The sequence below is a fragment of the Kluyvera sp. CRP genome, assembly GCF_019930565.1.
Lineage (GTDB): Bacteria > Pseudomonadota > Gammaproteobacteria > Enterobacterales > Enterobacteriaceae > Kluyvera > Kluyvera georgiana_A.
Window position 1 is genome coordinate 3,093,613 of record NZ_CP082841.1, and the last position, 23,922, is coordinate 3,117,534.

Genomic DNA, 23,922 nt, shown 5'->3' on the forward strand with positions numbered 1-23,922 from the left:
TGTGGCTCAGCATAAATAATATAAACAGAACAGGAGGTTCGACAATGTTTATGAACCTAATAACAACACTTTTCTACATGGTTGTACTTTTCCCAATATATATAGCACTAATATTTTTATCTATGTTTTTAGTACTAATGCTTTCCCCATTAAAGATCCCAGTGATAAATAAATATGTAGTGAGAAAAATGAAACGAAAAATATTTTGGTGCTATACTGATAGTATCATAAAAAATGCATTTCCCCTCTACTCTGACTATAAATAATATAGCGACATCATATTCCCCTCCTTAATTAAGATTGCCTCTTACGAGAGGTGTCTTTTTATTTGGAATTTATAAACACAGTATACAAATACACCCATAAGGATAAATATAAATGAAAAAAATAACACCTAATGAGAGAAAACATCATGTAGTAACCGCACGTCTCAATAACGAACAAGTACAAGTACTTAACCAGTTAATTAGTAGTGGGAAGGTACAGAAGGATTCGTTATCAGCCTGTGTACAGTACTTAATTAATCAGTACATGATTTTACATGGCGGTGGTAATGAATGAAGAAGCACATATGAACGAATTGGTGATCCAGAAGTATTAGGTAACATCGAAGTTACCTAATCGGCGGATGAACATAGGCTAAATGCTACTGGCCTCTAGTAGTAGCGATGCATCACATGGATGTGATGCAATAACAACAAGGAAGTTTATATGAATCCTAAAATTACATGGAAATTAATTCCAAATTCAAAACATTACTACGTATCTGAAAATGGCGATATTTATAATGATAACACAAAACAGTATATAGCGACGAAAAACCCATCTAGTGGATACAAAAAAGTTTCTATTTATGGAAAGTCATTATACGTGCATGTTTTGGTTTGTTCGTTATTCAATGGTACTAAACCCATTGGAGGGCGATACACTGTAGATCATATCGACCGCGATAAAATGAATAATAACGTGACAAATTTACGTTGGGTAACTCAGAAAGTTAATAATTCTAATAGAAAACATAAAGGTACTTGTACTAAGAAGTTGACGCTAAAACAATGGTTAATGATTGTTTTAGAGTACCTTAAAGGACAACTATCTCAATATGCAATCACAAAATGGTTTTCTAATCTAACTGGTATTAATATTTGTCCTCAGAATATAGGTAAGATGTTCAAGGGTACTACCTATTCAAAATGGTACTCAACATATCTCACGAATAATCAGAGACAACGAATTCAAACCCTAACCACTCAACGTAAACCATAAAAAAAATGCCAGTACTGGAATACTGGCATTTTTTCAAAACTTAATGGCAATGAAGCCAAACTTATTAAATGGCCTGTAATCACTACGGGTCACGATTAATTTATTTATACAGGGTTATTTATCATGACAAAAAAGAAAGAACCACATGAACTAAAACCACGTGGAAGAAAGGAAATGGTACATAAGAATAATGATCTGCGTAGTCATTTAGCAGGTGTTAAAAATCTAAATCAGTTGACCAGTGCGGCACAAAACGTTATCAAGAAACATATTGATAATATGACTGTATCTAAAGGTTCTAAAAAAGGTATGTTGAAAAAGAACATACTTTTTCTATTAACAATGATGGGTGATATTAGTTTAGACAAAACTAAATTACTACTGGATCGTAGTGAACAATTCGAAGGTACTGATTATTCAAAATCTAGGGTGAACGATTACAAGAAAGTACTTACAGGCGTATCAAAAGAGTTATGGGAGATGTTCGAAAATGGTACACCGATTCGTACTGACGATCCGAAAGGTGGTGAATATCTTACTGGTGAAGAGTTGTACAAACTTACTCGTCTGTTAGAGAGCAACCCAACCAAGAAAGAACTCTCAGAATTTATCAAAAAATTTACCCATCCTAAATTAGTACGATAGTGGGGTACTAATTTAGGGGCATCGTACTAATTCGGGTTATTACTAGTACATTAAAGATAAAACACTTAGAAAAAACACAAAATTATGGCTTTTTAGGCATGTTTTAGCTCGTTTTATGTACTATCCCGAATTAGTCCCCCCTATATTAATATTAATTGGATCTCCTACTCTCTTACTGAATTAAGTCTCTTAAGAGCCTAACTCGCTTTGCTCGTTAGTCTCTTAAAAAACTCAATTTAGATCGCAACCTTGCGTTTTTTCTCGCTGTACGAGAAACAAACACCGGGTTGATTTCTCGCTTTGCTCGATCAGATAGAAGTACTGACAAATGAGAATCAAGTACAAGGGAAGAACTAATGTCTTACATAAAGTCTTAAGTCTAACTTCACTTCGTTCAGTCAGACTCAAAAATTTAAGATCGTAAAACTGCGTTTTTTTCTCGTTAGTACTCGAAAAACAACACAGTTTAATTCGCTTTGCTCTTATCAATTAAGTACTGATAAAGGGATTAGGGAGGTACTGAAAACCAATACTGATAAGTGAGAATCAAGTACAGAGAATTGGTTGTTAAGTACTTGAGAAAAGTACTGGGGAATATATGAAAGTAGGCCGCCGGATGGCGATCTCTTTTTCTATGTACTCGCTAAGTATCAAATGTACATGTTCTTGAATGTACCCAATACTGCGAGTACATAGAAAAAGAGATTCATTTCTTGGATATTACTTATTTGATTAAGGACATAAACATTTAAGTACCTCATAGCAGGGGGTCGACACTACGTGCCTAAAGTATTTTGCTGTACCGCTTCGCTCAAAGGGTGGGGTATCGGGCTGTTTAAGCCCTTTATGTACTGACAAAATACCCGATCCCATTAATTCCCCTTCATAATGGTGCTGTTACAACCTCTAATGTCTTGTTTGAGTACTGACAATGGGGGCATACTACCAGTAGACGAGTTGTGCAAATGACATGATGGGCGGGATGATGGATTTATCACAGTTGAGTACTGTCGAATTGATGCAATTGAATCAACTAACCCTCGATGAGTTAGAGCGAAGGGAAGTCATTCGAACCAGGAATAACCCTGTCAGTGAGTACACTGAATGGTTGGTTGCTGATAAAATGCAAATGGAACTGGCAGCACCAAGTACTAAGGGTTATGACGCTACTACTCTCGATGGTCGAAGAATCCAGATTAAATCACGTAAAAATAACCTTAAAAACAAATCATTAGTACTTGGTATTATCAGAAACTATGAACTAAACCAATTTGATGAACTCATTGCAGTAATATATAACACCGATTTCTCTATTCGATATGCGATTTCTATACCTCATGAATTAGTGAAAGAGTACGGATTTTATAACCAACATCAAAATGGATATACCCTCAGAATTAGTAATTCCCTACTAATTGATCCGCGAGTAAAAAATATCATTGAGTTTCTTTATCAAGAAAGACCTGTCACATATGAAAAAACAGTAGAAAGGTTAGATTCCAATACTATTCGGGATGTACAGACGATAGGAATGCAAACATTCGTTGAGTACTATCAATGTGTTGAATCAGGTATGAATGCTGTAGAGCTTGTTGAGAAGATGGTTACAGAACATCCAGAGTGGAAGGAAAGTACAGCCAGAACTAAAGCATCATCTATGCGTAGAGTTTTCAAAAATGGTAAGAATATTGAAGCCCTCAAAATCATCTATAACTCTAATCATCCGGCTATAACGGATGAAATTAAAACGATGCTGTCTACACTATTGAATGATTAAAAAACATATCTTAACTGTAGTATAAGAAGAAGCCCCAAAGGGGCTTTATTTCTTCTTGCGAATAATGAAATCTTTTATTGGTCGATTAAGATAATAAACTTGATTAATCATGTCTGAAAGGTACTTATTATTGTTTATTGCATCATGGCGAATTTCATGCAATTCTTTTTCAAAATCAACTTTGTTTTTTATATCAGTAAAAAAATAAGTTTCGTATTCAACATAAACTTTAAAAGTTCGATTGTAGATAGCATTAAATTCTTTAGTTACATGTTGAATTGCATTCGTTATTTCAATTGCATTGGTACTAATGTCATAGTCTGTGCGTGATATAGATTTAACCTGATTTAAGACGCCATTAGTTGAACGAAGGAAATCGTCAAGACCAATCTCAACTTTTTCCATTAATTCTTCAAGAGGAAGTGTAGGGTTGTCATTATAGCCATCAACTCTAACAGTTTCTACGATATTTTTTGTTAAATTTAAAATAAGATTTTTAGCAAGTAAACTTTTTAAGCGTACATCAGCAAGATCTTTATATATAGCATTTTCAATAATACTGTAAGCGATATCATAATGCTTTTGTGCCATCCAATCCGGTACTTTCATTAATGCGATGATAGCGATTATTAATGTACCGACAGAACCGGCGGCACTTAACGTATCAGTAACGCTTCCCCATTCAAAACCCTTACTATGAGAAAATAATAGTTTTATAAGTGCTAAGGTTGCAACCACGAAAAATATGATTGCTGCTGTTATCAATGTTGAAGTTAAACGTTGTTTATTAATTATTTTGGTCATGCTAATAGTTCTTATTGAATATGTAGAATTGGTAGTATACTATGCGGATATATTGCTGGCAAAAGTAATATGAATAATTTAGCTTACAAAGGTTTCATATGAACAGAAAACAATTCATCCAGTCGCATGGTGCTACTTGTAGTAACTGGACTTGGAGTTGGTCATTTGTGAATCACGACAAGAAAATGGTGATTTTTGGTGCTTGGGATGTTCAGAAAGAGCAAGAAAGATCAGTCATACTGAGGGAGCGATGGAGAACCAAAGTAGTGGATGGTAGGGAAAGAAAAAATCTGGGGTATATTCAAGCTATTGAACATATCCAATTGATAGCTGAAGGTTATGATCTTTTCACGTTTGATATGGAACAGGGACGAAACGATGAGGATAGAGATGTAGCTGTTATCAAACGTTTTACGCCAAAGCTTGAAAAGCGTTACCTCCGAAAAGAAGGAACAGTTTGGTATGCGGACTTTTTACCTAATCCGTTTCCTGACGAAATTACCTCACCTGAAAACTATGCTGAGGGTGCAAAAAAACAAGTTACGGTAAACTCCTATGAGCGTGATCCCAAAGCAAGACAGGCATGTATTGACCATCACGGAACAAACTGTAAATGCTGTGGCTTCGACTTTGAGAGAGTTTATGGTAAACATGGGAAAGGTTTTATACATGTTCACCATATCAAGCCACTACATACAGTAGGCGAGGACTACGTGGTAAACCCAATTACTGATATGCTTCCACTCTGTCCAAACTGTCACGCAATGGTACATCGGGGTAGTGAAGTCTTAAGTGTAGAAAGATTAAAAGAAATGTTGTTTAAAGACAGCGATCAAAGCTGAATTGATTTAGGCTTGATAGGGCATGTTTTAAAAATTATGAATACAAAATTCGTTAAATTAAATGTAAATTGTAGAATTAAGCGGTGATAATCGTCACCGCTTTTCAATATTGATTTATTACGGGAGGGTGAATAAATTATTCATGTTTTTTTTCAATGCTTCGTGTGTTTTTAAAAGGCTTCTGTATGTGTTTGCAAGTGTCCGCCCAAAATTAATATTGTATTCATATCTTTCAGAGATGTCATTTACATCAAAGTTGATGGCATCTTTGAATGTATCTAAAGCTGTACAGTTAGTACGAAAATAGTTCCTAAAAATAGTTTCATCCTTGGGTGAGACATTCCAGAAAGTAAGGGACTGAAATTGATTTTCCAGAGCAGATAATTTAATCTTTAATAGATCTATATCCTCTCTTTGCGTAAAAATCAAATGGGCAAAGTTTTTAGACTCTGTCTCCGGTTCTGTATTATTAAGCCGATGTACATTGCTATAAGCGTTGAGCATATCTAAGGAGAATGCATCGCAATTGGTCCAGAATGTCGTAACTTGATTCAAGGCGTTTTCTTTTATTTTAATTGTAAACCAATTGTTAGCTTTCCATGCTGTATAAATAGCGGCTCCAGCCATTAAGAGATTTGCAATGGAACCACACCAGTCACTGACAGATCCCCATTCAAAACCTTCAGAACCAGCAAAGAGTGATTTTATTAGTACTAAAATTGTGAAAACCAGTAGTACTGATACAGTGGATAAAAGAGCGATATTTAATTTTCTACAATCCATGAAGAGCAGTTCCTGAACTAATTGAAGGAGGGCAAATACTTTACCATCGGAAACACAATCAAGTAAACTATACCTTCACGTACTGCTCACATGTTGGGTATGTTATTTTTATTAGGGTGAGCAGTACGTGAAATCTTCAGAAAGGTAGTTCCCCCTGCTCGCAGAACCAATCATACTCTTCACTGCTTTGATTCATCCGGTACTCAGCAGACAGATATGCTAACCCATCAATATGAATCGCCACGGATAACCTAGACACTTCTGAGTCGTTGATAATATAGGTTTTCATATTCAACTGGTGGCATCTGCTCGCTCGAACCATGCCGACGCTTACTGTTATAAAACATTTCGATGTAATCAAAAATATCGCTTCTGGCTTCGTCTCTAGTTCCGTAGATCTTTTTCTTAATCCGTTCGCGCTTCAGTAGCTGGAAAAAGCTTTCCGCAACCGCATTGTCGTGGCAGTTTCCGCGACGGCTCATGCTGCCTTCCAGACCGTGTGATTTCAGGAACGACTGCCACTCATGGCTGGTGTACTGACTGCCCTGATCAGAGTGAACCAGTACCTGCTTTTGAGGATTACGCTTCCACACCGCCATAAGTAATGCGTTCAGGACAATCTCTTTTGTCATTCGGGGTTGCATTGACCAGCCGATAACTTTTCGGGAGAACAGGTCAACCACCACGGCCAGATACAACCAGCCTTCGTGGGTTCGGATGTAGGTTATGTCCGTAACCCAACGTTCATCCGGTGCTTCCGGGTTGAACTGCCGCTGGAGCTTGTTGGGCGTCACAATACTGGCTTCACCTTTACGCGCCCGTGGACTTCGGTATCCGACCTGAGCCTTTATCCCCACACGTTGCATCAACCGCCAGACTTTGTTTACACCGCATTGTTGCCCGGAATCCCGCAGATCGAGATAGATCTTGCGATAGCCATAAACACAGCCCGACTCCAGCCAGAACTGCTTAATATGTCCCGTCAGCTTCAGGTCAGCATGAAACCGTCGTGAATGTGGCTGCTTAAGCCAGGCGTAAAACCCACTCGGATGCACATCCAGCACCTGGCAGAGCAGGCGGACAGGCCAGCAACGATTGTTGTCACGGATAAAGGCGTACCTCAGTCGGACAGCTTTGCGAAGTACGCCGCGGCTTTTTTTAATATATCCCGTTCGTCAGTAACCCGCTTTAACTCCTTCTGGAGTCGGCGGATCTCGGCCTGAGCATCTGACTGTTCATTATTAGTGGAAGAATCCGGACCGTACTTCTTTATCCAGGCGTAAAGGCGGTGGGTGGTGATATCGAGACGAGTTGCAACGCTGGAAACAGAATGACCACGATCAACAACCTGTTTGACTGCTTCAATTTTAAACTCTTCAGGATAACGCTTACCGCTCATGGGCACCTCTCTTTAAGTCATCTTAAATGACTCTGGGGTGTCTGTTAAACCCGTGGCGATTCACAACGGGAATTAATATCAACTTGATGGTTAAAGATATACAGGCGAGGTACTTATACGATGTTGTAGTTAAACCTTCTAGTATTGATAAGTTCATTCCGACCAGTGCCGCCAAATTAACAAAACAAGGTAACATTACAGGTTTAAAAAGTAATTTGAAGTCCGGTAGATATAAGGTTGTGGAATCGCACGGTACTAAAAGAATTATTGATACACGTGTTAAGAAGTCTGACAAACGAGTAATTGCACTAAAAGAAAACAAAACACGTAATTTATTCTATGACTGGTATAAAGAAGGAAACCAGGGGATCGATTTAATCATTACGCAAATCAAGGGACAATATACCATAGGGAAGTAAACATGATTGAAAATCATTATGAAGGTAAAACGCAGGATATCCGCGTTAACGATATTACACCATTTATGAATAGTCTACCGTACCATAAATTTCTACTTACGAATAAATTAATTAAAAAGACATTGAAGCAATATCCCGCCGAGCACTTAATGAATATTGCATTTGAAAAACCACAGGCAATAAAAATTGGGGATTCTCTCACATGGACATTAGAGGATGTTGTACTGGATGTTACGGTACTTTCTAATGATAAGATTTTTGTGAGGGGTAATAACTACTATTTGGTTGTCGTCGCTATCAATGAATAATGGGGGGCGTATGTTATTATCATTAATTAAACTCGTAACAACTGCCTTTAGATTTTTCGTGAAAACGAAAACTATCGAAAAGGAAACCTCAGAAGAGGGACAGCTTGAAATCAATAAAATTGAAATCCAGAAGAATACGCTACATTGGCGTAATGCCCTTGGATTTGTTCTAACTATTATTATTGCATATAACTGGTTAATCGTACCAGTACTGGATTATTTCGGGATCGTCGTTATTCAAGTACCATTAGGACAACTCCTACAGGTACTTTTGATTATGGTTGGTGGTTCATAACTTAGTAATTAAAGAAACAATAAATTAAAGCCGCTATTTGCGGCTTATTTTTGTTAATATGGCAGAGCCAATCATGGTTAAGATAAGTATCCCAATTAACCAAAAGTATGCTTTGTCATCATCACTTAATTCTTTTTTCCAGTAGACTTTGTATAACTGCAAAGAAGGCTACGCTGATACTGGCTAACATCCAGATATCGTGAGTTTCACCACTTGGTGTTGTAATTGTTTGTATATATGTCTTAACAATAGTAGTACCAGGTAAAACCGTCATGGCTAATGAGATTAAACCTAATGCAACAGATAATGAATAGTACTCTCTTAGTTTGACTAAAATAAAGAATAAAAAAGCTACTAGGAGAATAAATTTAACTCCACACCATAACCACAATAAAAAGTTTTTCACTTCATCCCCTTGTTAAGTTTATTTCTCACATTTCCATATAGTGTTTTGTACCCCAGTACCTTTTGGTAGGTGAGGGTTAGCATTTGCACTGTGCGTGTAGACGGCTCGACTTTTGCCGTACTGTTTACATGCTTCATTTGCTGTTTTTTGCAGTGAATCTAACCCATACCATCCATCTGATTGAAGGCTAACGGTATCACCGTCATTGTATTGAACCATCGCACAACCAGATAGAAGCAAAGGTATCATTACTAGAATTGCTTTCATTTTTATCCTTTTTAATTTTTAAGTGTACTTTCGCTTTTAAATACCTCTTGGAATCTAATTTCAAGATTTAAATATAAACTTCTAATTTCATCAAATTCCATTCTAATATTTCTAAATGTCTTATACCATTGTTCTCTCATATTATCATTGGCTCGTGGGTGTACAACTGATAATAGCAAGTGACATCTATTCCTAACTTCCTCAGCCCCATTGATATATTTTGAGTATTCACTTTCCTGAGTACATTCCATACTCCATGATCTCAGTGAATATAGATCTGCAACAATTTCACTTAATTTTATATTTAATTTATTGCTTTCTGCAATTAATCGTTTTGATTCATTTCCCATATTCTTTTCGTCGTGTTCAGAAATTGTTTTGTAGATAATATAATCTTTGTGGAACTCATCTAAGCAGAACATAATCGTTGAAAGCATCACATAGGACTGATGTAGGTTTGAAAGTATTTTTTCAGCATGTTGAAAGCCTTGACCATTGATCTTTTCTTTAGTCCAGTTACGTACACTCCAGGCTGCAAATATAACTGAGGCCGCTACTACAGTATCCATAATTGCAGAAACGGTACTACTAGTGAACTCATGTAGAAATAGTACATCACTATAGATTGGTATTAGTACACCAATACTAATACACATAATATGTGATAAACGAAATTTAGCTATTAGTTCTTTTACGTTCATTTAGCTTAGGGACTCCATCGATTTCTTAATGTATCATATATGCCACTTTCAGTGATATTGGTATTGTTTAACCATTTGAATTTATTAGTCTTATGGTAGTGTATACTTCATGATCATTCATTAAATTATTCAATGCATAATGAAAATAATCTTCATTTGGCTGAGAGCCGCATATATGTATTAACTCTTTCCCAATGTTAGTTAATAGTACTAATCCTACATCGACGCTGTTTTCTTTCTTTGGTAAAAACTTATTTTTATTTTTTGCTGTGTTGATTTTTAATGTAACAGGTTTGCCAAAGTAAAATAGAGCACCTTCATTTTGACCAAATTGTACACTAAAATGTAATTGGCCTACCGTAATTACACCAATAGACTCTAGGTGCCTTATTGCAGCATAGTTCAAACCAATTTTTTCTAGTGCTTCATTATCAAAATCGAATATTAAGGGTAGAGGGTTGTATTCTCTATTCCAAACCGTTGTCCCTAAGCTTGTAATGAGTTCTGCATCTCTTCTATCTAGAGAAGATAGGAAGTTTATAGTTCTCTTGGAGAAACTTCCGCTTTTTATTGATTCGCCACTCAGTACTCTTGACCATAGAGTTTGCATCTGCTCATCACTGATATCTTCACAGTGCTTGAAAAAATTAACAATCCAATCCTCGTCAAGTTGTTCAATGTTATTTTGATCATGGTCCTTAATTTCTGCTGCTGCTTTTATAGTTATGCTATCTATGTTCTGTTGCTTACGAGCTTCTGAACGCATAGTTCGTTTAAAAGCCCTCTCTTCTAACTCTGTTAATGCTAGATTTGTCTTTAGTTCTATTTTTTGTACTTCTGATTTTGCCTCTGCAATCTTCTTAATTTTTCTTGGTTCGTAAAGGACACCAATAGCATCGCTCACCTTTTCAATAAGCTTTGTCGCAGGTTCCGATAACCCAGAGAAATCAACATTAATTAAACTCATATGAATCTTCCCATAAATATCCGTACACAAATTGTACGGAGTATTTTATGGCAAGAATTACAAAAAAGGAATCTACAAACCACAACAAAGTGATGGAGTTAGTACATTCTGATAAGCAACTAACGCAAGACGAGAAAGAATTTATCTTTAATAACTATCGTGGTGATGGTATCGGGGCCACAGGTGCCTTTTTTACGCCAGAGTACTTGGCATGGGATTTCATTTTGGATGCTGGCTGTACTGGTCAGTGTTTCGAACTATGTGCAGGTATCGGTAGACTCAGCTACTACCAGTACCTAAGAAACAAACCCACTCACATCACATGTGTAGAACTTAACCCAGAGTACGTAATGATAGGGAAGAGGGTATTACCAGAGGCAGAATGGATCACTGGTGACGCACTACAGTACTCACCAGACCGTTTTTATGATGTTGCCTATGGCAATCCACCATTTGGGAAGATCAGTACCTCAGAAGGGCATACAGGCCGTTATACGGGATCAGAATTTGAGTACAAGGTGATAGATCACGCGAGTACCTTTGCGTCCTATGGGGCGTGGATAGTACCCCAAAGTTCCGCAGGATTTGTGTACAGTGGGGTACATTGTTACGAGCGGAGAGAATCAGGGAAGTACCAGAAGTTTGTGAAGGACACTGGCTACGAGCTACAGCCAGGCGTTGGTATCGATACGAGTATCTATAGGGATGATTGGAACGGCACGAAGGTCATCTGTGAGTCTGTGATAGTTGATTATGACGGTACTAACTGGTAGTGCTTTTAGATGTGTTTTTATATCTGATTGATATATATGGATGTATTTTGCTTAACTCTTCTTCGAGCGTGGCGTATAAGGTCATCTCTTTCTCCCTGCAATTTGACGTGGTATTTAGGGAAATAATAGCTGAAGTTTTCGGTTGTACACGCCCTGCGCGATGTTTTCACGCAAACCGCAGGGCGAGAGGGCTAGGGGCGAGAGGGTTCCGGGTTACGGCGTAGGCTGAAACCGGTATAAACGGCGTTAAACAGCACCACGACGGCGGTCACGCAGAACACCGCGCGGAAGCCATAGTTGGCCGATACGGCGGCGCCAATCAGTGGCCCGGTCACGTTGCCGATATCGCGGAACGACTGGTTGTAGCTGAAAATACGCCCGGCAATCTGGTTGCTGGAGTTATAGACCAACAGCGTTTGTACCGCCGGAAGGAGCGCGCCGTCGGCGGCCCCCAACAGGAAGCGCAGAATACCCAGCTGTAGCGGGTTTTGCACAAATGACATCGGAATCAGCAGCAGCACCGAAACAATCAGCGCGACGATAAGAATTTTCTCCGGGCCGATGCGGTCACCAAGTTTCCCCAGGCGCGGTGCGCAAATCAGCGCCGCCACGCCGGGGACTGAGGCTATCATGCCGCTGATAAAGGCGATGTTGCTGATATTCCCCGCCAGATCGCGCACGTAGAGCGTGAGGATTGGCGCAATTGAACCAGTGGCGACTTGAATAATTAAGGTGGTGACGAACAGGCTAAGCACCAGCTCGCGGTTTTTCAGCGAGCCGAATACCTCTTTAACGTGCAGCATCTCCTTTTTGGAGACCGGCGTGAACTGCTCGCGGATAAAGAACAGGGTCAGGACGAAGCAGATAAACAGTACCGTTGCGGTCATAAAGAAGACCGGACGCAGCCCATAGTTATCGGCCAGGAAACCACCGGCGAGCGGCCCAAGCAGCGCGCCGCTGACCGCGCCCGTCGAGAGCGTCCCCAGCGCCCAGCCGCTTTTATGGCGTGGGATTTGAGTGGCAATCAGCGCGTTGGCGTTAGGAATAAAACCGCCCAGCAGCCCCAGCAGCGCGCGCAGGATTAAAAATTGCCAGATATTCTGCGCCAGCCCCATCAGCAGCATGACGATGGCCATGCCCAGTGCCGAACGCAGCAGCATGATTTTGCGGCCTTTACGGTCGGCTAAACCGCCCCACAGCGGGGAGGCGATGGCGGAAAACAGAAAGGTGATACTGAAGACCAGGCCAGACCACATATTCAGCGCGCTGTGGCCAGTCACGCCAAGTTGCTCAACGTACAGGGGAAGGAACGGCATCACCAGGCTGAATGCAGCGCCGGTTAAAAAACAGCCGAGCCAGACGACAGCGAGGTTACGCTTCCAGTTTATGGGGGCATCTGAGGGTAGCATAGGGTTCCGCAGGCAATATCGCCAAAGAGAGTGTATTTATAAGCCTGCTAATTATGCGCCCGTGTTCATATCACCGCAATGTGGGTAGCTTTTAAAGCTAAAACAAAACGCGCAGCCTGGGCTGCGCGTTGCGATCAGTAGCGGGAGGGGACACCTTCCGGACGCGTCTTAAAGCGCCGATGCAGCCACATATACTGCTCGGGCGCCATCAGGATGCATTTCTCGACGATGGTGTTCATCCATGCGGCAGTCGTTTCCGCGTCGTCCAGCGGCGGATTGCACTCCGGCTCAAGGATAATCAACTCGTAGCCTTTACCGTCCGGTTTGCGGCGCGGCACAAACGGCACAACGCAGGCTTTAGACATCTTCGCCAGCATCCAGGTACCGGAAGTGGTCGCTGCGTCTTTCACCGCAAACAGCGGGGCGAACACGCTGGCGCGCGGGCCGTAGTCGTGATCCGGCGCGTACCAGATGATCTCGCCGTTTTTCAACGCTCTGACCATCCCTTTGAGGTCTTTACGATCGAGCATGCTTTTATTCGAACGCATGCGACCCCAGGTTTGCAGCCAGTCGAGAACCGGGTTGTCGTTTGGGCGATAGACGCCGATGCCGGGGTTGTGGATACCAAACATCCGGGCGCCCATTTCGAGCGTCAGGAAGTGAATACCGATCAGCAAAACGCCGCGACCAGAATCCTGTACGGCGCGAATGTGCTCAAGGCCGCTGGCGTCCATCCAGCGGTTAATACGCTTCGTTGGCCAGAACCAGGCGATGCCGGTCTCCATCACGCCCATGCCCACGGACTCAAAATTCTTCACCACCATCCGATGACGTTCTGCTTCGCTCATCTCCGGGAAGCAAAGCTCCAGATTACGGTAGGCAATTTTTGCGCGGCGCTTCATCAGCCGCAATGCCAGTCGACCCATCGCGTTGCCGAGACGGTAGATAACCGGATAGGGCAGTTGAACGATCAGCCAGAGCAGACCAATGCCCAGCCATGATGGCCAGTAGCGAGGATGCAGCAGCGCAGCGGTGAACTTGGGTAACTGGGTCATGTGTTTCCTGTTTTTACGAGCAACTGGTTCTATTGTCGCACTATTTTTCCGTCAACCAAAATGCCGGGGCCACGACCGGCGATAATTTAGCCAGAGATTTTGCGCGGTATTATTATTGGTGATGAAAATGTAGCGCAAAATGTGGGGATGTAAATTAACGATGATTGCTATATCATGCGCCCCGATTAAGACCATCCATTCTATTTTGCAGGATAAGAACACCATGCCAGTGTTGCATAACCGCATTTCGAATGAGACGCTGAAAGCGCAGATGCTGGCAGAAACCGAGCCACGCACCACTATCTCATTCTATAAATACTTCACCATCGTCGATCCCAAGGCCACCCGGGATGCGCTGTATGTTGCGCTAACGGAGCTCAAGGTCTTTGGCCGTATCTATCTCGCCCACGAGGGCATTAACGCCCAGATCAGCGTCCCGGCCAGCCTCGTGGAAAAGCTGCGCGAACGGCTGTACAGCTTTGATCCGGCGCTTAAAGACCTGCGTCTGAATATCGCCCTTGATGACGATGGTAAATCCTTCTGGGTGCTGCGCATGAAGGTCCGCGATCGTATCGTCGCGGACGGGATTGACGATCCTACCTTCGATGCCAGCGACGTCGGCGACTACCTGAAAGCGGCAGAAGTTAACGCCATGCTGGACGATCCGGACGCGGTATTTATCGATATGCGCAACCACTACGAATATGAAGTGGGCCATTTTGAGCAGGCGCTGGAAATTCCGGCAGATACTTTCCGCGAGCAGTTGCCGAAGGCCGTGGAAATGATGCAGGAACATAAAGATAAAAAAATCGTCATGTACTGCACCGGTGGTATTCGCTGCGAGAAAGCCAGCGCCTGGATGAAGCACAACGGCTTCAAGCAGGTGTGGCATATTGAAGGCGGTATTATTGAATACGCGCGTCGCGCCCGCGAGCAAGGCTTACCGGTACGCTTTATCGGCAAAAACTTCGTCTTCGACGAGCGCATGGGCGAGCGTATCTCCGATGAGGTGATTGCCCACTGCCACCAATGCGGCACGCTGTGCGACAGCCACACCAACTGCCTGAACGACGGCTGCCACCTGCTGTTTATTCAGTGCCCGGCCTGCGCCGAGAAGTTTGAAGGCTGCTGCAGCGAAGCCTGCCAGCAGGAACACAAGCTGCCGGAAGAGGAACAACGTCAGCGACGTGCGGGCCGCGAAAACGGCAATAAGATATTTAATAAGTCGCGCGGTCGTTTGAATACGCGTTTAGGCATTCCTGACCCGGAAGGGCAAAACAACTAGCTGAAATAGAGATAGGCGATATCGGCGAGGGCCAGCAGCAGCCAGAGCATCAGATAAAGCATCAGGTGCTCGCGAATGTTGTTGATCAGGTAGTAAAACAGACGACGCATATCATTCTCTGTAGAACGGCCCCGCATTGTCGGGGCCGTTCATTTTTAGTGGTTAAAACGGGCCAGCGCGAAGGGGCTTAAATCGAACGCTGGCGTCTGCTGCTGCGCAAATTGGGCGGCAATTTCGCCCAGTACGGTAGCGAACTTAAAGCCATGGCCGCTCAGACCGCCGATAAACAGCACGTCGGGCTGGCCGGGCAGGGTGTCGATAATAAAGTCTTCATCCGGCGAGTTATCGTAGGTACAGGCTGCGCCGTACAGACAGCCGCCGATGCCGGGCAAAATCTGGCGCAGGAAGCCGAACGCTTCTGAGCCGTCGCTGGCGACCGAACCGAACGCTTTGCGCTCTTCCGGGCTGTTGATTAGCTGCCCGCCGTTGTGTTTGCCAATTTTCAATTCGTTTTCAACCGCCGGGAAACCGTAGAACTGATCGCCGTCAGGCAACTCGCCGGTAAACGCCGGGAAGTTATTCTTACGGCTATAGCGGCCATCGGCCTGGAACCAGGCAAAAACCTTACGTACCGGCTGAATCGGCAGTTCAGGGTAGAACTGTTTCACCCAGGTACCGGCGGTCAGCAGCAGTTTTTTACCTTGCCAGCGGCCTTCAGACGTTTCAATCGTTACGCCATCGGCATCGCTGTGGATGGCGGTGACCGGGCAGTTAAACAGCTGGGCGCAACCCGCGTCTTTCGCCATCGCGATCAGCGTTTTTACCGCCAGTTCGCTTTTCAGTACGCCGGAGCCGGGTTCAAAAATGGCCTGATAGTCGGCGGGCACGGTGATTTCGGGCCAGCGGGCCATCAACGCGCTGGCGTCCAGCCGCTCTACCGGCAGGTTAAACTGCGCGGCGCTCTGGGCGACGGTCTGCAGGAAGGTGGAGTTGGCGGGGCCAAGATTCACCACGCCGCTGCGTTCGAACAGCTCTTCGCCGCTGACGGCGGACAGCTCGTCCCACAGCGCTTGCGCACGCAGTACCAGCGGCACATATTTCTCACCCTCGCCGTAGGCGTGGCGCATCAGACGCGTGTCGCCGTGGTGGCTACCCTGCTGGTGGGGCGGCATATGGGCGTCGGTCATCAGGACGTTTAAACCCGCTTTACGGGCGTAATAACCGGCTGCGGCACCGACGGAGCCGCTGCCAACAATAATGAGATCGTATTGCATAGTCTTTCCTGACTCGATAATGAGGCGCGAAATCTGTGTCTGGTAGAGTAAATTAAGCTGCAGTTGTTATACAAGCGTGAAAATAATTAAGGCACCCGAGGGTGCCTGTTTGCCATTACGACGAGAAAAGTATCGGCGTTAATGCCGGCGATACTCGTTGACCTGGTAATCGCCAGACTCAATTTTGGCAATCCCGGCTTCCAGTATGGAAATAAACTGACGTGCGACATCGGTCGTCAGCCATAGCGTTTGGCCAACTTCTGCTTCTTTATTGCTCGATTGATTGGGGTCTTGGTAGTGCAGGCGCAACATCAGCGCATCATAGCTATCTACGGTGCTGATGTCCCATCCGACGAGGGGATGGGTCTGGATGACTTCATTATTCTTTTCCATCATAACCCCTTATTTACGTGTTAAAAGGCAACAACTCTCGAGGTCTAATGCAATTTTTTGTGAAGCTTTATCAGTATACAACACTTCAATAAATACTCGAGAATTGAAATCAAAAGCAACACAAATTCCTGAGTTAGTCGGCTATTTGCGCAATAAACAACCATGTCGCGCAATTTTTTACCGCTAATGTAAAAAGTGGGGATTGATCACAGAAAAACAAGCGCGGGAATAAAAAAAGCCGGGGCGACCCGGCAAAAAAACACAATGAGGGAATATTTAGTCGGTGATGAACCAGTCGTCGGCGCTTTCCCAGGTTTCCTGGAGGATTTCGCTGATGCGGTCTTTATCTTCTTTAATGCCACCGATCACGGAAAGGTTATTGCTGGCAGCATAGCGCACGCTAACGGCGCCACCGCTGTCTGGAAATTGGTTGTTGATACGGCGGGAAAGTTCGTCTGCCAGCGCGTCTAAGGCGCCTGCCGGCAGCGCGGTGGTTTTTGCAATAGTGACTTCAATACGCATAATTGCCCCCTGTGTAATATACTGTATATTTATACAGTCATATTCAGGAGTTTACAACAGGGGGCGCGATTTTATTTTTTCACCGTCCAGCGCAGCGTTTCTCCGGCGAGGAACGGCACTAAGGTATCATCACTCAGGGCGATGCTTTCCGCGACCTGACTCTCTTCACGCACCAGCTCAACGTAGCTGTCGTTAACCGGCAGGCCGTAGAAGCGCGGGCCGTTCAGCGAGCAGAACGCTTCGAAATGCTCAAGCGCGTTCATCTCTTCAAACACGGTGGCGTAGCTGCCCAGCGCGGTCGGCGCATTAAAGCAACCCGCACAGCCGCAGCTGGCTTCTTTACGGTGACGGGCGTGCGGCGCGGAATCAGTGCCGAGGAAGGCGCGGGTAAAGCCGTTGGCAACCAGTTCGCGCAGCGCCTGCTGGTGAACGTTGCGTTTCAGAATCGGCAGGCAGTACAGATGCGGACGCACGCCGCCGACCAGCATATGGTTGCGGTTGAACATCAGATGCTGTGGCGTGATGGTGGCGGCCAGCAGGTCATTGCCGTCGCGCACATACTCGGCGGCATCTTTGGTGGTGATGTGTTCGAACACCACTTTCAGGCCCTGAAGGCGCTGGCGTAGCGGCTCCATCACGCTGTCGATAAAGCGCGCCTCGCGGTCGAAAATATCGATTTCTGCATGGGTCACTTCGCCGTGCACCAGCAGCGGCATGCCCAGCTTCTCCATGCGCTCCAGCACGGGCATAATCGCATCGGTGCTGGTGACGCCGTGGCTGGAGTTGGTGGTAGCGTTAGCCGGATACAGCTTCGCGGCGGTGAATACGCCTTCGTTAAAACCGCGCTCCAGTTCGTTTGGATCCAGCGTATCGGTCAAATAGCAGGTCATCAGCGGAGTGAAGTCGTGCCCGGCAGGCACCGCGTCGAGGATGCGCTGGCGATAGGCGATAGCCGCATCGACGGTGGTAATTGGCGGAACCAGGTTCGGCATAATAATCGCGCGGCCATACAGCTCGCTGGTATACGGAACAACCGTTTTCAACATCTCGCCGTCGCGAAGATGGATATGCCAGTCGTCTGGGCGGCGAATTTTCAGAACTTGCGGTAATGCGGTCATGTAAGGCTCCGGCTGGTGGGATATCAGTCATTTTTGCCGGGCACTAAGGATAAGCGGAAACGTTTTCCTTTGCATCCTTTTCCGTAAAAAATAATGCCCGATGACATGGCACCATCGGGCATAAACAACAAGGGATTAGTTGGTGAACGGGATAATGATTTCGCCTGGCTTCACTTCAATGCCTTTCGCGAATTTCTTCGCCAGCGCTTCACCCTTGCTGGCATCTTCTTTCAGCACGTAGGCCGGCTGCTTGTTGAAGTAGGTGCGCAGCGACTGATTAAGATACGGAATCAACGTTTGCACCACCGACTGCATTTTCTCCGGCGTGACTTTAGCATCCACCACTTCCATCTCCTGCAGGTAGATGGCGCCTTGCTCCTGATTAAACACCGGTAAGGCCTTCAGCTTGAGGGCTATGTTGGCTTTCTGGCTGCCGAACAGGGAGTTCAGATCCAGCTTCGCGTCACCGCTCAGGCTCACTTTATTCGGCTCTTCACGGCCAATGGCGCTGGTCAAATTGTTGAGGACGATATGGGCGTCTGCCACGCCCGGGACCCCGATATCTTTGGAGAAATTATTGCGTTTTTGCAACGCCTGATTAATCTCCTGCTCGCTGACCGAATATTGCGTAAGCTGATTACAGCCAACAACCAGGCCGCTAACGATCAGGGCGGCAATGACTAACAATTTTTTCATGGGGTTCCTCAACGTAAAGCGTTGTATGCATCCTGACAATAAGCAGCATACGCTGTCAGTAACAATCTGACAGCGGAAAATACTGAAAGTGCCGCGGATGGGGCAAAATGGTGAACGCTACTCGCTGATTTTGCGGGCTTCAGGCTTGGTCGTGCGGCTTATTCTCTGCCGTTTTCTTCTCTGCGGTAAAGTCGGCATCCGTGTCGGCGTGCACGTCGTTCATCGCCTTTTTAAAGCCCTTTAACGCCGTGCCCAGGTCCGCCCCGAGGGAACCGAGTTTTTTGGTGCCGAACACCAGAACAAAAAGCACGACGACCACTAAGAGTTTGGTAACGCTAATTTCACCCATGATACAAACCTATTGAGAAAATAATGACCAATTCTCGCAAACCACGCGGGGAAATATTTGTCTGTTAATGGCATAAATTCACCTGCTGGAACCGATAAAAAATAACCTCTGCGTTTTATCTCATTTCTCAACTGCTTAGCGCCTGTCGTCCGTTAAGACAAAACATCTTCATTTTCCGCGCGATCTCACCTTTTCTCGTATTGCCAGCGGTGGTCCTTTTTTATCACAATGCAAAAAGACAGCGTGTTGTTTTCATTGGCTGCCGTCGGGCAGGTATAGTTAAACGATCAGGGTATAGTTTGGGTACAGGAGTAGTGAGATGTTTGGCTATCGCAGTAACGTGCCGAAAGTTCGGTTGACCACGGATCGGTTGGTTGTGCGGTTGATTCACGACCGGGATGCGTGGCGTCTGGCGGATTATTACGCCGAGAATCGACAGTTTTTAAAACCCTGGGAACCCATTCGCGATGACAGCCACTGCTATCCCTCAGGATGGCAGGCGCGCCTGTCGATGATTAACGAGTTCCACAAGCAGGGAACCGCCTTTTATTTCGCGCTGCTTGACCCTGAGGAAAAAGAGATCATCGGCGTCGCCAACTTCTCCAACGTGGTGCGCGGGTCGTTCCATGCGTGTTATCTCGGCTACTCCATCGGCCAGAAGTGGCAGGGGCAGGGGATGATGTACGAAGCGCTGACCGCCGCCATTCGTTATATGCAGCGCACGCAGCATATTCACCGTATTATGGCGAACTATATGCCGCATAATCAGCGCAGCGGGAATCTGCTGGCGCGTCTCGGCTTCGAAAAAGAGGGTTATGCGAAGGACTATTTACTGATTGACGGTGAATGGCGCGATCACGTACTGACCGCCTTAACCACCCCACAATGGACGCCTGGCCGCTAAGGAATCACCATGAAATACCAATTAACGCCTCTGGAAGCTCGCGTGATCGGCTGCCTGCTGGAAAAGCAGGTGACGACGCCGGAGCAGTATCCGCTGTCGATCAACGCCGTAGCGACGGCCTGTAATCAGAAAACCAATCGCGAGCCGGTGATGACGCTCAGCGAAGCGGAAGTTCAGGATCAGCTCGATACCCTGGTCAAGCGCCACTATTTGCGTACGGTCAGTGGGTTTGGTAACCGCGTCACCAAGTACGAACAGCGTTTTTGCAACTCGGAGTTTGGCGATCTGAAACTCTCTTCTGCCGAAGTCGCGCTGGTGACGACACTGCTGCTGCGCGGCGCGCAGACGCCAGGTGAATTGCGTGGTCGCGCGCAGCGCATGCATGAATTTGCCGACATGGCCGAGGTGGAGAGTACCCTGGAACGTCTGGCGAACCGCGAAGACGGCCCGTTTGTTGTGCGTCTGCCGCGTGAACCAGGCAAGCGGGAAAGCCGCTATATGCATCTGTTTAGCGGTGAAGTTGATTTGCAGTCGGTAGCGGCTCAGAGCAGTGCGCCAGCGGCTGATAGCGATCTGCGCGACCGGGTTGAAGCGCTGGAAGGCGAAGTTGCGGAACTGAAACAGCGTCTGGATTCACTGCTGGCGCACCTTGGGGAGTAATCAGCATGGCTAAAATTCGCATTGGTGTGGTCGGCCTGGGCGGTATTGCGCAGAAGGCATGGTTGCCGGTGGTGAGCGCGGCAACAGACTGGACGCTACAGGCCGCCTGGTCGCCGGGTAAAGAAAAGGCGCTGAAGGTGTGCGAAACCTACCGCATGCCTTACGCCGATTCGCTGGCGGCGCTGGCCGCCCAGTGCGACGCGGTATTTGTGCACAGTTCCACGGCGTCTCACTATGCGGTGGTCAGCGAGTTGCTGAACGCAGGCGTGCACGTCTGCGTGGACAAACCGTTGGCCGATAAGCTTGATGATGCGGAACGGCTGGTGGCGCTGGCGGCGCGCAAAAAGTTGACCCTGATGGTGGGTTTCAACCGCCGCTTTTCGCCACTGTACCGTGAGCTGAAAAAACAGGCGGGTGAAATGGCCTCGCTGCGGATGGATAAACATCGTAGCGACAGCGTCGGCCCGCACGATCTGCGATTTACCCTGCTGGATGACTATCTGCACGTGGTGGATACCGCGCTGTGGCTGGCGGGCGGTAAGGCCAAACTCAGCGATGGCGTGCTGCAAACCACCGATGAAGGCTGCATGTTCTATGCCGAGCACCACTTCAGCCAGCCAGGCCTACAGATTACCACCAGTATGCATCGCCGCGCAGGCAGCCAGCGTGAGTCGGTGCAGACGGTGGCGGACGGCGGGCTCTATGAGGTCACCGATATGCGCGAATGGCGTGAAGAGCGTGGCGCTGGCGTCGTGACGCGGCCGATTCCCGGCTGGCAAACGACCCTCGAACAGCGTGGGTTTGTCGGCTGTGCGCATCATTTTATTGAATGCGTGCAAAATCAGACGGTTCCGGAAACGGCGGGGGAGCAGGCGATTATGGCCCAGCGTATCGTGGAAGGGCTGTGGCATGAGGCAATCCGCGAATAACCAGCTGTAACAACTGGCAGTAGCAATTCATCCCGAACCCGGTAGACTAACGCCACTTTTTCGCGCCCGTCTACCGGGCGTTTTGTTTGCGGGTTGTGGAATCACAAAGTCATGAACCTATTAAAATCGCTGGCAGCCGTCAGCTCGATGACCATGTTTTCGCGCGTGCTGGGATTTGCGCGCGACGCGATTGTGGCGAGGGTATTTGGGGCAGGAATGGCCACCGACGCCTTTTTCGTGGCGTTTAAGCTACCGAACCTGCTGCGTCGAATTTTTGCCGAAGGGGCGTTTTCCCAGGCGTTTGTGCCGATTCTGGCCGAATACAAAAGCAAGCAAGGCGAAGAGGCCACGCGGGTATTTGTTGCCTATGTATCCGGGTTACTCACGCTGGCGCTGGCGATTGTTACCGTGCTGGGGATGCTGGCCGCGCCGTGGGTGATCACCATTACCGCGCCGGGCTTTGCCGACACCGCTGACAAGTTCACGCTGACCACCCAGCTACTGCGTATTACCTTCCCGTATATTCTGTTGATTTCACTCGCCTCGCTGGTCGGGGCGATCCTGAATACCTGGAACCGCTTCTCGGTGCCAGCCTTTGCGCCAACCTTCCTTAATATCAGCATGATTGGCTTCGCGCTGTTCGCCGCGCCGCATTTCCATCCGCCGGTGCTGGCGCTGGCGTGGGCGGTGACCGTCGGCGGCGTGCTGCAACTGGCCTATCAGCTTCCGCATCTGAAAAAAATCGGCATGCTGGTGCTGCCGCGCATCAACTTTAAAGACGCGGGCGCGGTGCGGGTGGTGAAACAGATGGGGCCGGCAATTCTCGGCGTCTCGGTGAGCCAGATCTCGCTGATCATCAACACCATTTTTGCCTCGTTTCTCGTTTCCGGTTCGGTATCGTGGATGTATTACGCCGATCGTCTGATGGAGTTCCCGTCAGGCGTGCTGGGCGTGGCGCTGGGGACTATCCTGCTGCCGTCGCTGTCGAAAAGCTTTGCCAGCGGCAACCACGACGAATACTGTCGCCTGATGGACTGGGGCCTGCGCCTGTGTTTCCTGCTGGCGCTGCCGAGCGCGGTGGCGTTGGGTATTCTGGCCAAGCCGCTGACCGTGGCGCTGTTCCAGTACGGTAAATTTACCGCCTTTGATGCCGCGATGACCCAGCGCGCGCTGGTGGCTTACTCCGTTGGCCTGATGGGGCTCATCGTCGTTAAAGTTCTGGCGCCGGGCTTCTATTCGCGTCAGGACATTAAAACACCGGTGAAAATTGCTATCGTCACGCTGATTATGACCCAGCTGATGAACCTGGCGTTTATCGGCCCGCTGAAGCACGCCGGGCTGTCGCTGTCGATTGGTCTGGCGGCCTGTCTGAACGCCGCGCTGCTGTACTGGCAGCTGCGTAAGCAGAAAATCTTCACTCCGCAGCCGGGCTGGCGCATGTTCTTAGTGCGTCTGGTGGTGTCGGTGCTGGTGATGGCGGCGGCGCTGCTCGGTATGATGCACGTCATGCCGGAGTGGTCGCAGGGTACGATGCCTTTCCGTCTGTTGCGTCTGATGGGCGTGGTGGTGGTGGGCGTGGTGGCTTATTTTGCCGCGCTGGCCATTCTGGGCTTCAGAATTAAAGAGTTTGTACGCCGGACGGCGTAAACGAAATACACTTCGCGGGGCACGTTCTG

Annotated in this window: 29 protein-coding genes; 14 read left to right on the forward strand and 15 right to left on the reverse strand. The window is 46.6% G+C overall.

Annotated features, from left to right (window positions below):
• The first annotated feature begins 378 nt into the window (after positions 1-378).
• The 4 genes from K7B04_RS14435 to K7B04_RS14450 all read left to right on the forward strand — a co-directional run bounded on the left by K7B04_RS14435 (position 379) and on the right by K7B04_RS14450 (position 3,688).
• Entirely contained in the window at positions 379-561 is a 183-nt protein-coding gene (locus K7B04_RS14435) for a hypothetical protein (RefSeq protein WP_223802323.1), read from the forward strand.
• A gap of 150 nt (positions 562-711) precedes the next feature.
• Positions 712-1,266 (forward strand): HNH endonuclease signature motif containing protein, encoded by a 555-nt coding sequence (locus K7B04_RS14440; RefSeq protein WP_223802324.1) that lies wholly within the window; start codon positions 712-714, stop codon positions 1,264-1,266.
• A 123-nt stretch (positions 1,267-1,389) separates the two neighbouring features.
• On the forward strand, positions 1,390-1,911 hold the full coding sequence (locus K7B04_RS14445; RefSeq protein WP_223802325.1) for a hypothetical protein: 522 nt from the start codon (positions 1,390-1,392) through the stop codon (positions 1,909-1,911).
• Positions 1,912-2,893: 982 nt separating this feature from the next.
• Positions 2,894-3,688: a hypothetical protein gene (locus K7B04_RS14450; RefSeq protein WP_223802326.1), complete on the forward strand. Its 795-nt coding sequence runs from the start codon at positions 2,894-2,896 to the stop codon at positions 3,686-3,688.
• 45 nt (positions 3,689-3,733) lie between these two features.
• On the opposite strand, the gene K7B04_RS14455 is transcribed toward K7B04_RS14450, so the two are convergent.
• Entirely contained in the window at positions 3,734-4,492 is a 759-nt protein-coding gene (locus K7B04_RS14455) for a hypothetical protein (protein ID WP_223802327.1), read from the reverse strand.
• A gap of 98 nt (positions 4,493-4,590) precedes the next feature.
• Here K7B04_RS14455 and K7B04_RS14460 point away from each other — a divergent pair, with 98 nt between their 5' ends.
• Entirely contained in the window at positions 4,591-5,334 is a 744-nt protein-coding gene (locus tag K7B04_RS14460; RefSeq protein ID WP_223802328.1) for an HNH endonuclease, read from the forward strand.
• A 117-nt stretch (positions 5,335-5,451) separates the two neighbouring features.
• Here K7B04_RS14460 and K7B04_RS14465 read toward each other — a convergent pair whose 3' ends face one another.
• Together K7B04_RS14465 and K7B04_RS14470 are read right to left on the reverse strand one after the other, a co-directional pair.
• Positions 5,452-6,117, reverse strand: a complete 666-nt coding sequence (locus tag K7B04_RS14465) for a hypothetical protein (RefSeq protein WP_223802329.1) — start codon at positions 6,115-6,117, stop codon at positions 5,452-5,454.
• Between the two features lie 251 nt (positions 6,118-6,368).
• Positions 6,369-7,516 (reverse strand): IS3 family transposase gene (locus K7B04_RS14470; protein ID WP_223802330.1). Its coding sequence is split into 2 segments (ribosomal slippage): positions 6,369-7,279 and positions 7,279-7,516, totalling 1,149 coding nucleotides; the frame shifts between segments, so codons are not numbered across the junction.
• 86 nt (positions 7,517-7,602) lie between these two features.
• On the opposite strand from K7B04_RS14470, the gene K7B04_RS14475 reads away from it, so the two are divergent.
• Genes K7B04_RS14475 through K7B04_RS14485 form a run of 3 tightly spaced genes read left to right on the forward strand, consistent with a single transcriptional unit; the run spans position 7,603 to position 8,538 of the window.
• The gene (locus K7B04_RS14475; RefSeq protein ID WP_223804170.1) at positions 7,603-7,935 is read left to right on the forward strand and encodes a hypothetical protein; all 333 of its coding nucleotides are present in this window, start codon (positions 7,603-7,605) and stop codon (positions 7,933-7,935) included.
• Between the two features lie 2 nt (positions 7,936-7,937).
• Positions 7,938-8,243: a hypothetical protein gene (locus tag K7B04_RS14480; protein WP_223802331.1), complete on the forward strand. Its 306-nt coding sequence runs from the start codon at positions 7,938-7,940 to the stop codon at positions 8,241-8,243.
• 10 nt (positions 8,244-8,253) lie between these two features.
• A complete protein-coding gene (locus tag K7B04_RS14485) occupies positions 8,254-8,538 on the forward strand; it encodes a hypothetical protein (protein ID WP_223802332.1) in 285 nt (94 codons plus the stop codon).
• A gap of 121 nt (positions 8,539-8,659) precedes the next feature.
• On the opposite strand, the gene K7B04_RS14490 is transcribed toward K7B04_RS14485, so the two are convergent.
• The 3 genes from K7B04_RS14490 to K7B04_RS14500 all read right to left on the reverse strand — a co-directional run bounded on the left by K7B04_RS14490 (position 8,660) and on the right by K7B04_RS14500 (position 10,879).
• Complete coding sequence (locus tag K7B04_RS14490) at positions 8,660-8,944, reverse strand: hypothetical protein (RefSeq protein WP_223802333.1); 285 nt, start codon at positions 8,942-8,944, stop codon at positions 8,660-8,662.
• A gap of 278 nt (positions 8,945-9,222) precedes the next feature.
• Positions 9,223-9,912, reverse strand: a complete 690-nt coding sequence (locus K7B04_RS14495) for a hypothetical protein (protein ID WP_223802334.1) — start codon at positions 9,910-9,912, stop codon at positions 9,223-9,225.
• A gap of 67 nt (positions 9,913-9,979) precedes the next feature.
• On the reverse strand, positions 9,980-10,879 hold the full coding sequence (locus K7B04_RS14500) for a DUF2806 domain-containing protein (RefSeq protein WP_223802335.1): 900 nt from the start codon (positions 10,877-10,879) through the stop codon (positions 9,980-9,982).
• Positions 10,880-10,926: 47 nt separating this feature from the next.
• On the opposite strand from K7B04_RS14500, the gene K7B04_RS14505 reads away from it, so the two are divergent.
• The gene (locus K7B04_RS14505; protein ID WP_223802336.1) at positions 10,927-11,652 is read left to right on the forward strand and encodes a methyltransferase; all 726 of its coding nucleotides are present in this window, start codon (positions 10,927-10,929) and stop codon (positions 11,650-11,652) included.
• A gap of 191 nt (positions 11,653-11,843) precedes the next feature.
• Here the strand turns inward: K7B04_RS14505 and mdtG are convergent, their stop codons facing one another.
• Positions 11,844-13,061, reverse strand: a complete 1,218-nt coding sequence (gene mdtG / locus K7B04_RS14510) for a multidrug efflux MFS transporter MdtG (protein WP_167576206.1) — start codon at positions 13,059-13,061, stop codon at positions 11,844-11,846.
• A 134-nt stretch (positions 13,062-13,195) separates the two neighbouring features.
• A complete protein-coding gene (locus K7B04_RS14515) occupies positions 13,196-14,116 on the reverse strand; it encodes a Kdo(2)-lipid IV(A) acyltransferase (protein ID WP_163448127.1) in 921 nt (306 codons plus the stop codon).
• A gap of 223 nt (positions 14,117-14,339) precedes the next feature.
• Here K7B04_RS14515 and K7B04_RS14520 point away from each other — a divergent pair, with 223 nt between their 5' ends.
• The gene (locus tag K7B04_RS14520; protein ID WP_223802337.1) at positions 14,340-15,401 is read left to right on the forward strand and encodes a rhodanese-related sulfurtransferase; all 1,062 of its coding nucleotides are present in this window, start codon (positions 14,340-14,342) and stop codon (positions 15,399-15,401) included.
• On the opposite strand, the gene K7B04_RS14525 is transcribed toward K7B04_RS14520, so the two are convergent.
• The 7 genes from K7B04_RS14525 to tatA all read right to left on the reverse strand — a co-directional run bounded on the left by K7B04_RS14525 (position 15,398) and on the right by tatA (position 19,753).
• Positions 15,398-15,511 carry a DUF2770 family protein gene (locus K7B04_RS14525; protein WP_065356368.1) on the reverse strand — a complete coding sequence of 38 codons (114 nt, stop codon included), beginning with the start codon at positions 15,509-15,511 and terminating at the stop codon, positions 15,398-15,400. The genes K7B04_RS14520 and K7B04_RS14525 overlap by 4 nt on opposite strands.
• Before the next feature lie 45 nt (positions 15,512-15,556).
• Positions 15,557-16,675: an N-methyl-L-tryptophan oxidase gene (gene solA / locus K7B04_RS14530; RefSeq protein ID WP_223802338.1), complete on the reverse strand. Its 1,119-nt coding sequence runs from the start codon at positions 16,673-16,675 to the stop codon at positions 15,557-15,559.
• Positions 16,676-16,813: 138 nt separating this feature from the next.
• Positions 16,814-17,068 carry a biofilm formation regulator BssS gene (bssS, locus tag K7B04_RS14535; RefSeq protein ID WP_064549067.1) on the reverse strand — a complete coding sequence of 85 codons (255 nt, stop codon included), beginning with the start codon at positions 17,066-17,068 and terminating at the stop codon, positions 16,814-16,816.
• A 276-nt stretch (positions 17,069-17,344) separates the two neighbouring features.
• Complete coding sequence (gene dinI, locus K7B04_RS14540; protein WP_064549069.1) at positions 17,345-17,590, reverse strand: DNA damage-inducible protein I; 246 nt, start codon at positions 17,588-17,590, stop codon at positions 17,345-17,347.
• A 71-nt stretch (positions 17,591-17,661) separates the two neighbouring features.
• Positions 17,662-18,708 carry a dihydroorotase gene (gene pyrC / locus K7B04_RS14545; protein WP_223802339.1) on the reverse strand — a complete coding sequence of 349 codons (1,047 nt, stop codon included), beginning with the start codon at positions 18,706-18,708 and terminating at the stop codon, positions 17,662-17,664.
• A gap of 135 nt (positions 18,709-18,843) precedes the next feature.
• The gene (locus K7B04_RS14550; RefSeq protein WP_163448123.1) at positions 18,844-19,404 is read right to left on the reverse strand and encodes a lipoprotein; all 561 of its coding nucleotides are present in this window, start codon (positions 19,402-19,404) and stop codon (positions 18,844-18,846) included.
• 139 nt (positions 19,405-19,543) lie between these two features.
• Complete coding sequence (gene tatA, locus K7B04_RS14555; RefSeq protein ID WP_163448122.1) at positions 19,544-19,753, reverse strand: twin-arginine translocase TatA/TatE family subunit; 210 nt, start codon at positions 19,751-19,753, stop codon at positions 19,544-19,546.
• 319 nt (positions 19,754-20,072) lie between these two features.
• Between tatA and rimJ the strand changes: the two genes are divergently transcribed.
• The 4 genes from rimJ to murJ all read left to right on the forward strand — a co-directional run bounded on the left by rimJ (position 20,073) and on the right by murJ (position 23,893).
• A complete protein-coding gene (gene rimJ / locus K7B04_RS14560) occupies positions 20,073-20,657 on the forward strand; it encodes a ribosomal protein S5-alanine N-acetyltransferase (protein WP_064549078.1) in 585 nt (194 codons plus the stop codon).
• 9 nt (positions 20,658-20,666) lie between these two features.
• The gene (locus K7B04_RS14565; protein WP_163448121.1) at positions 20,667-21,317 is read left to right on the forward strand and encodes a YceH family protein; all 651 of its coding nucleotides are present in this window, start codon (positions 20,667-20,669) and stop codon (positions 21,315-21,317) included.
• 5 nt (positions 21,318-21,322) lie between these two features.
• Positions 21,323-22,246 (forward strand): Gfo/Idh/MocA family oxidoreductase, encoded by a 924-nt coding sequence (locus K7B04_RS14570; RefSeq protein WP_223802340.1) that lies wholly within the window; start codon positions 21,323-21,325, stop codon positions 22,244-22,246.
• Positions 22,247-22,357: 111 nt separating this feature from the next.
• The gene (gene murJ, locus K7B04_RS14575; protein ID WP_163448119.1) at positions 22,358-23,893 is read left to right on the forward strand and encodes a murein biosynthesis integral membrane protein MurJ; all 1,536 of its coding nucleotides are present in this window, start codon (positions 22,358-22,360) and stop codon (positions 23,891-23,893) included.
• Positions 23,894-23,922 lie beyond the last annotated feature (29 nt).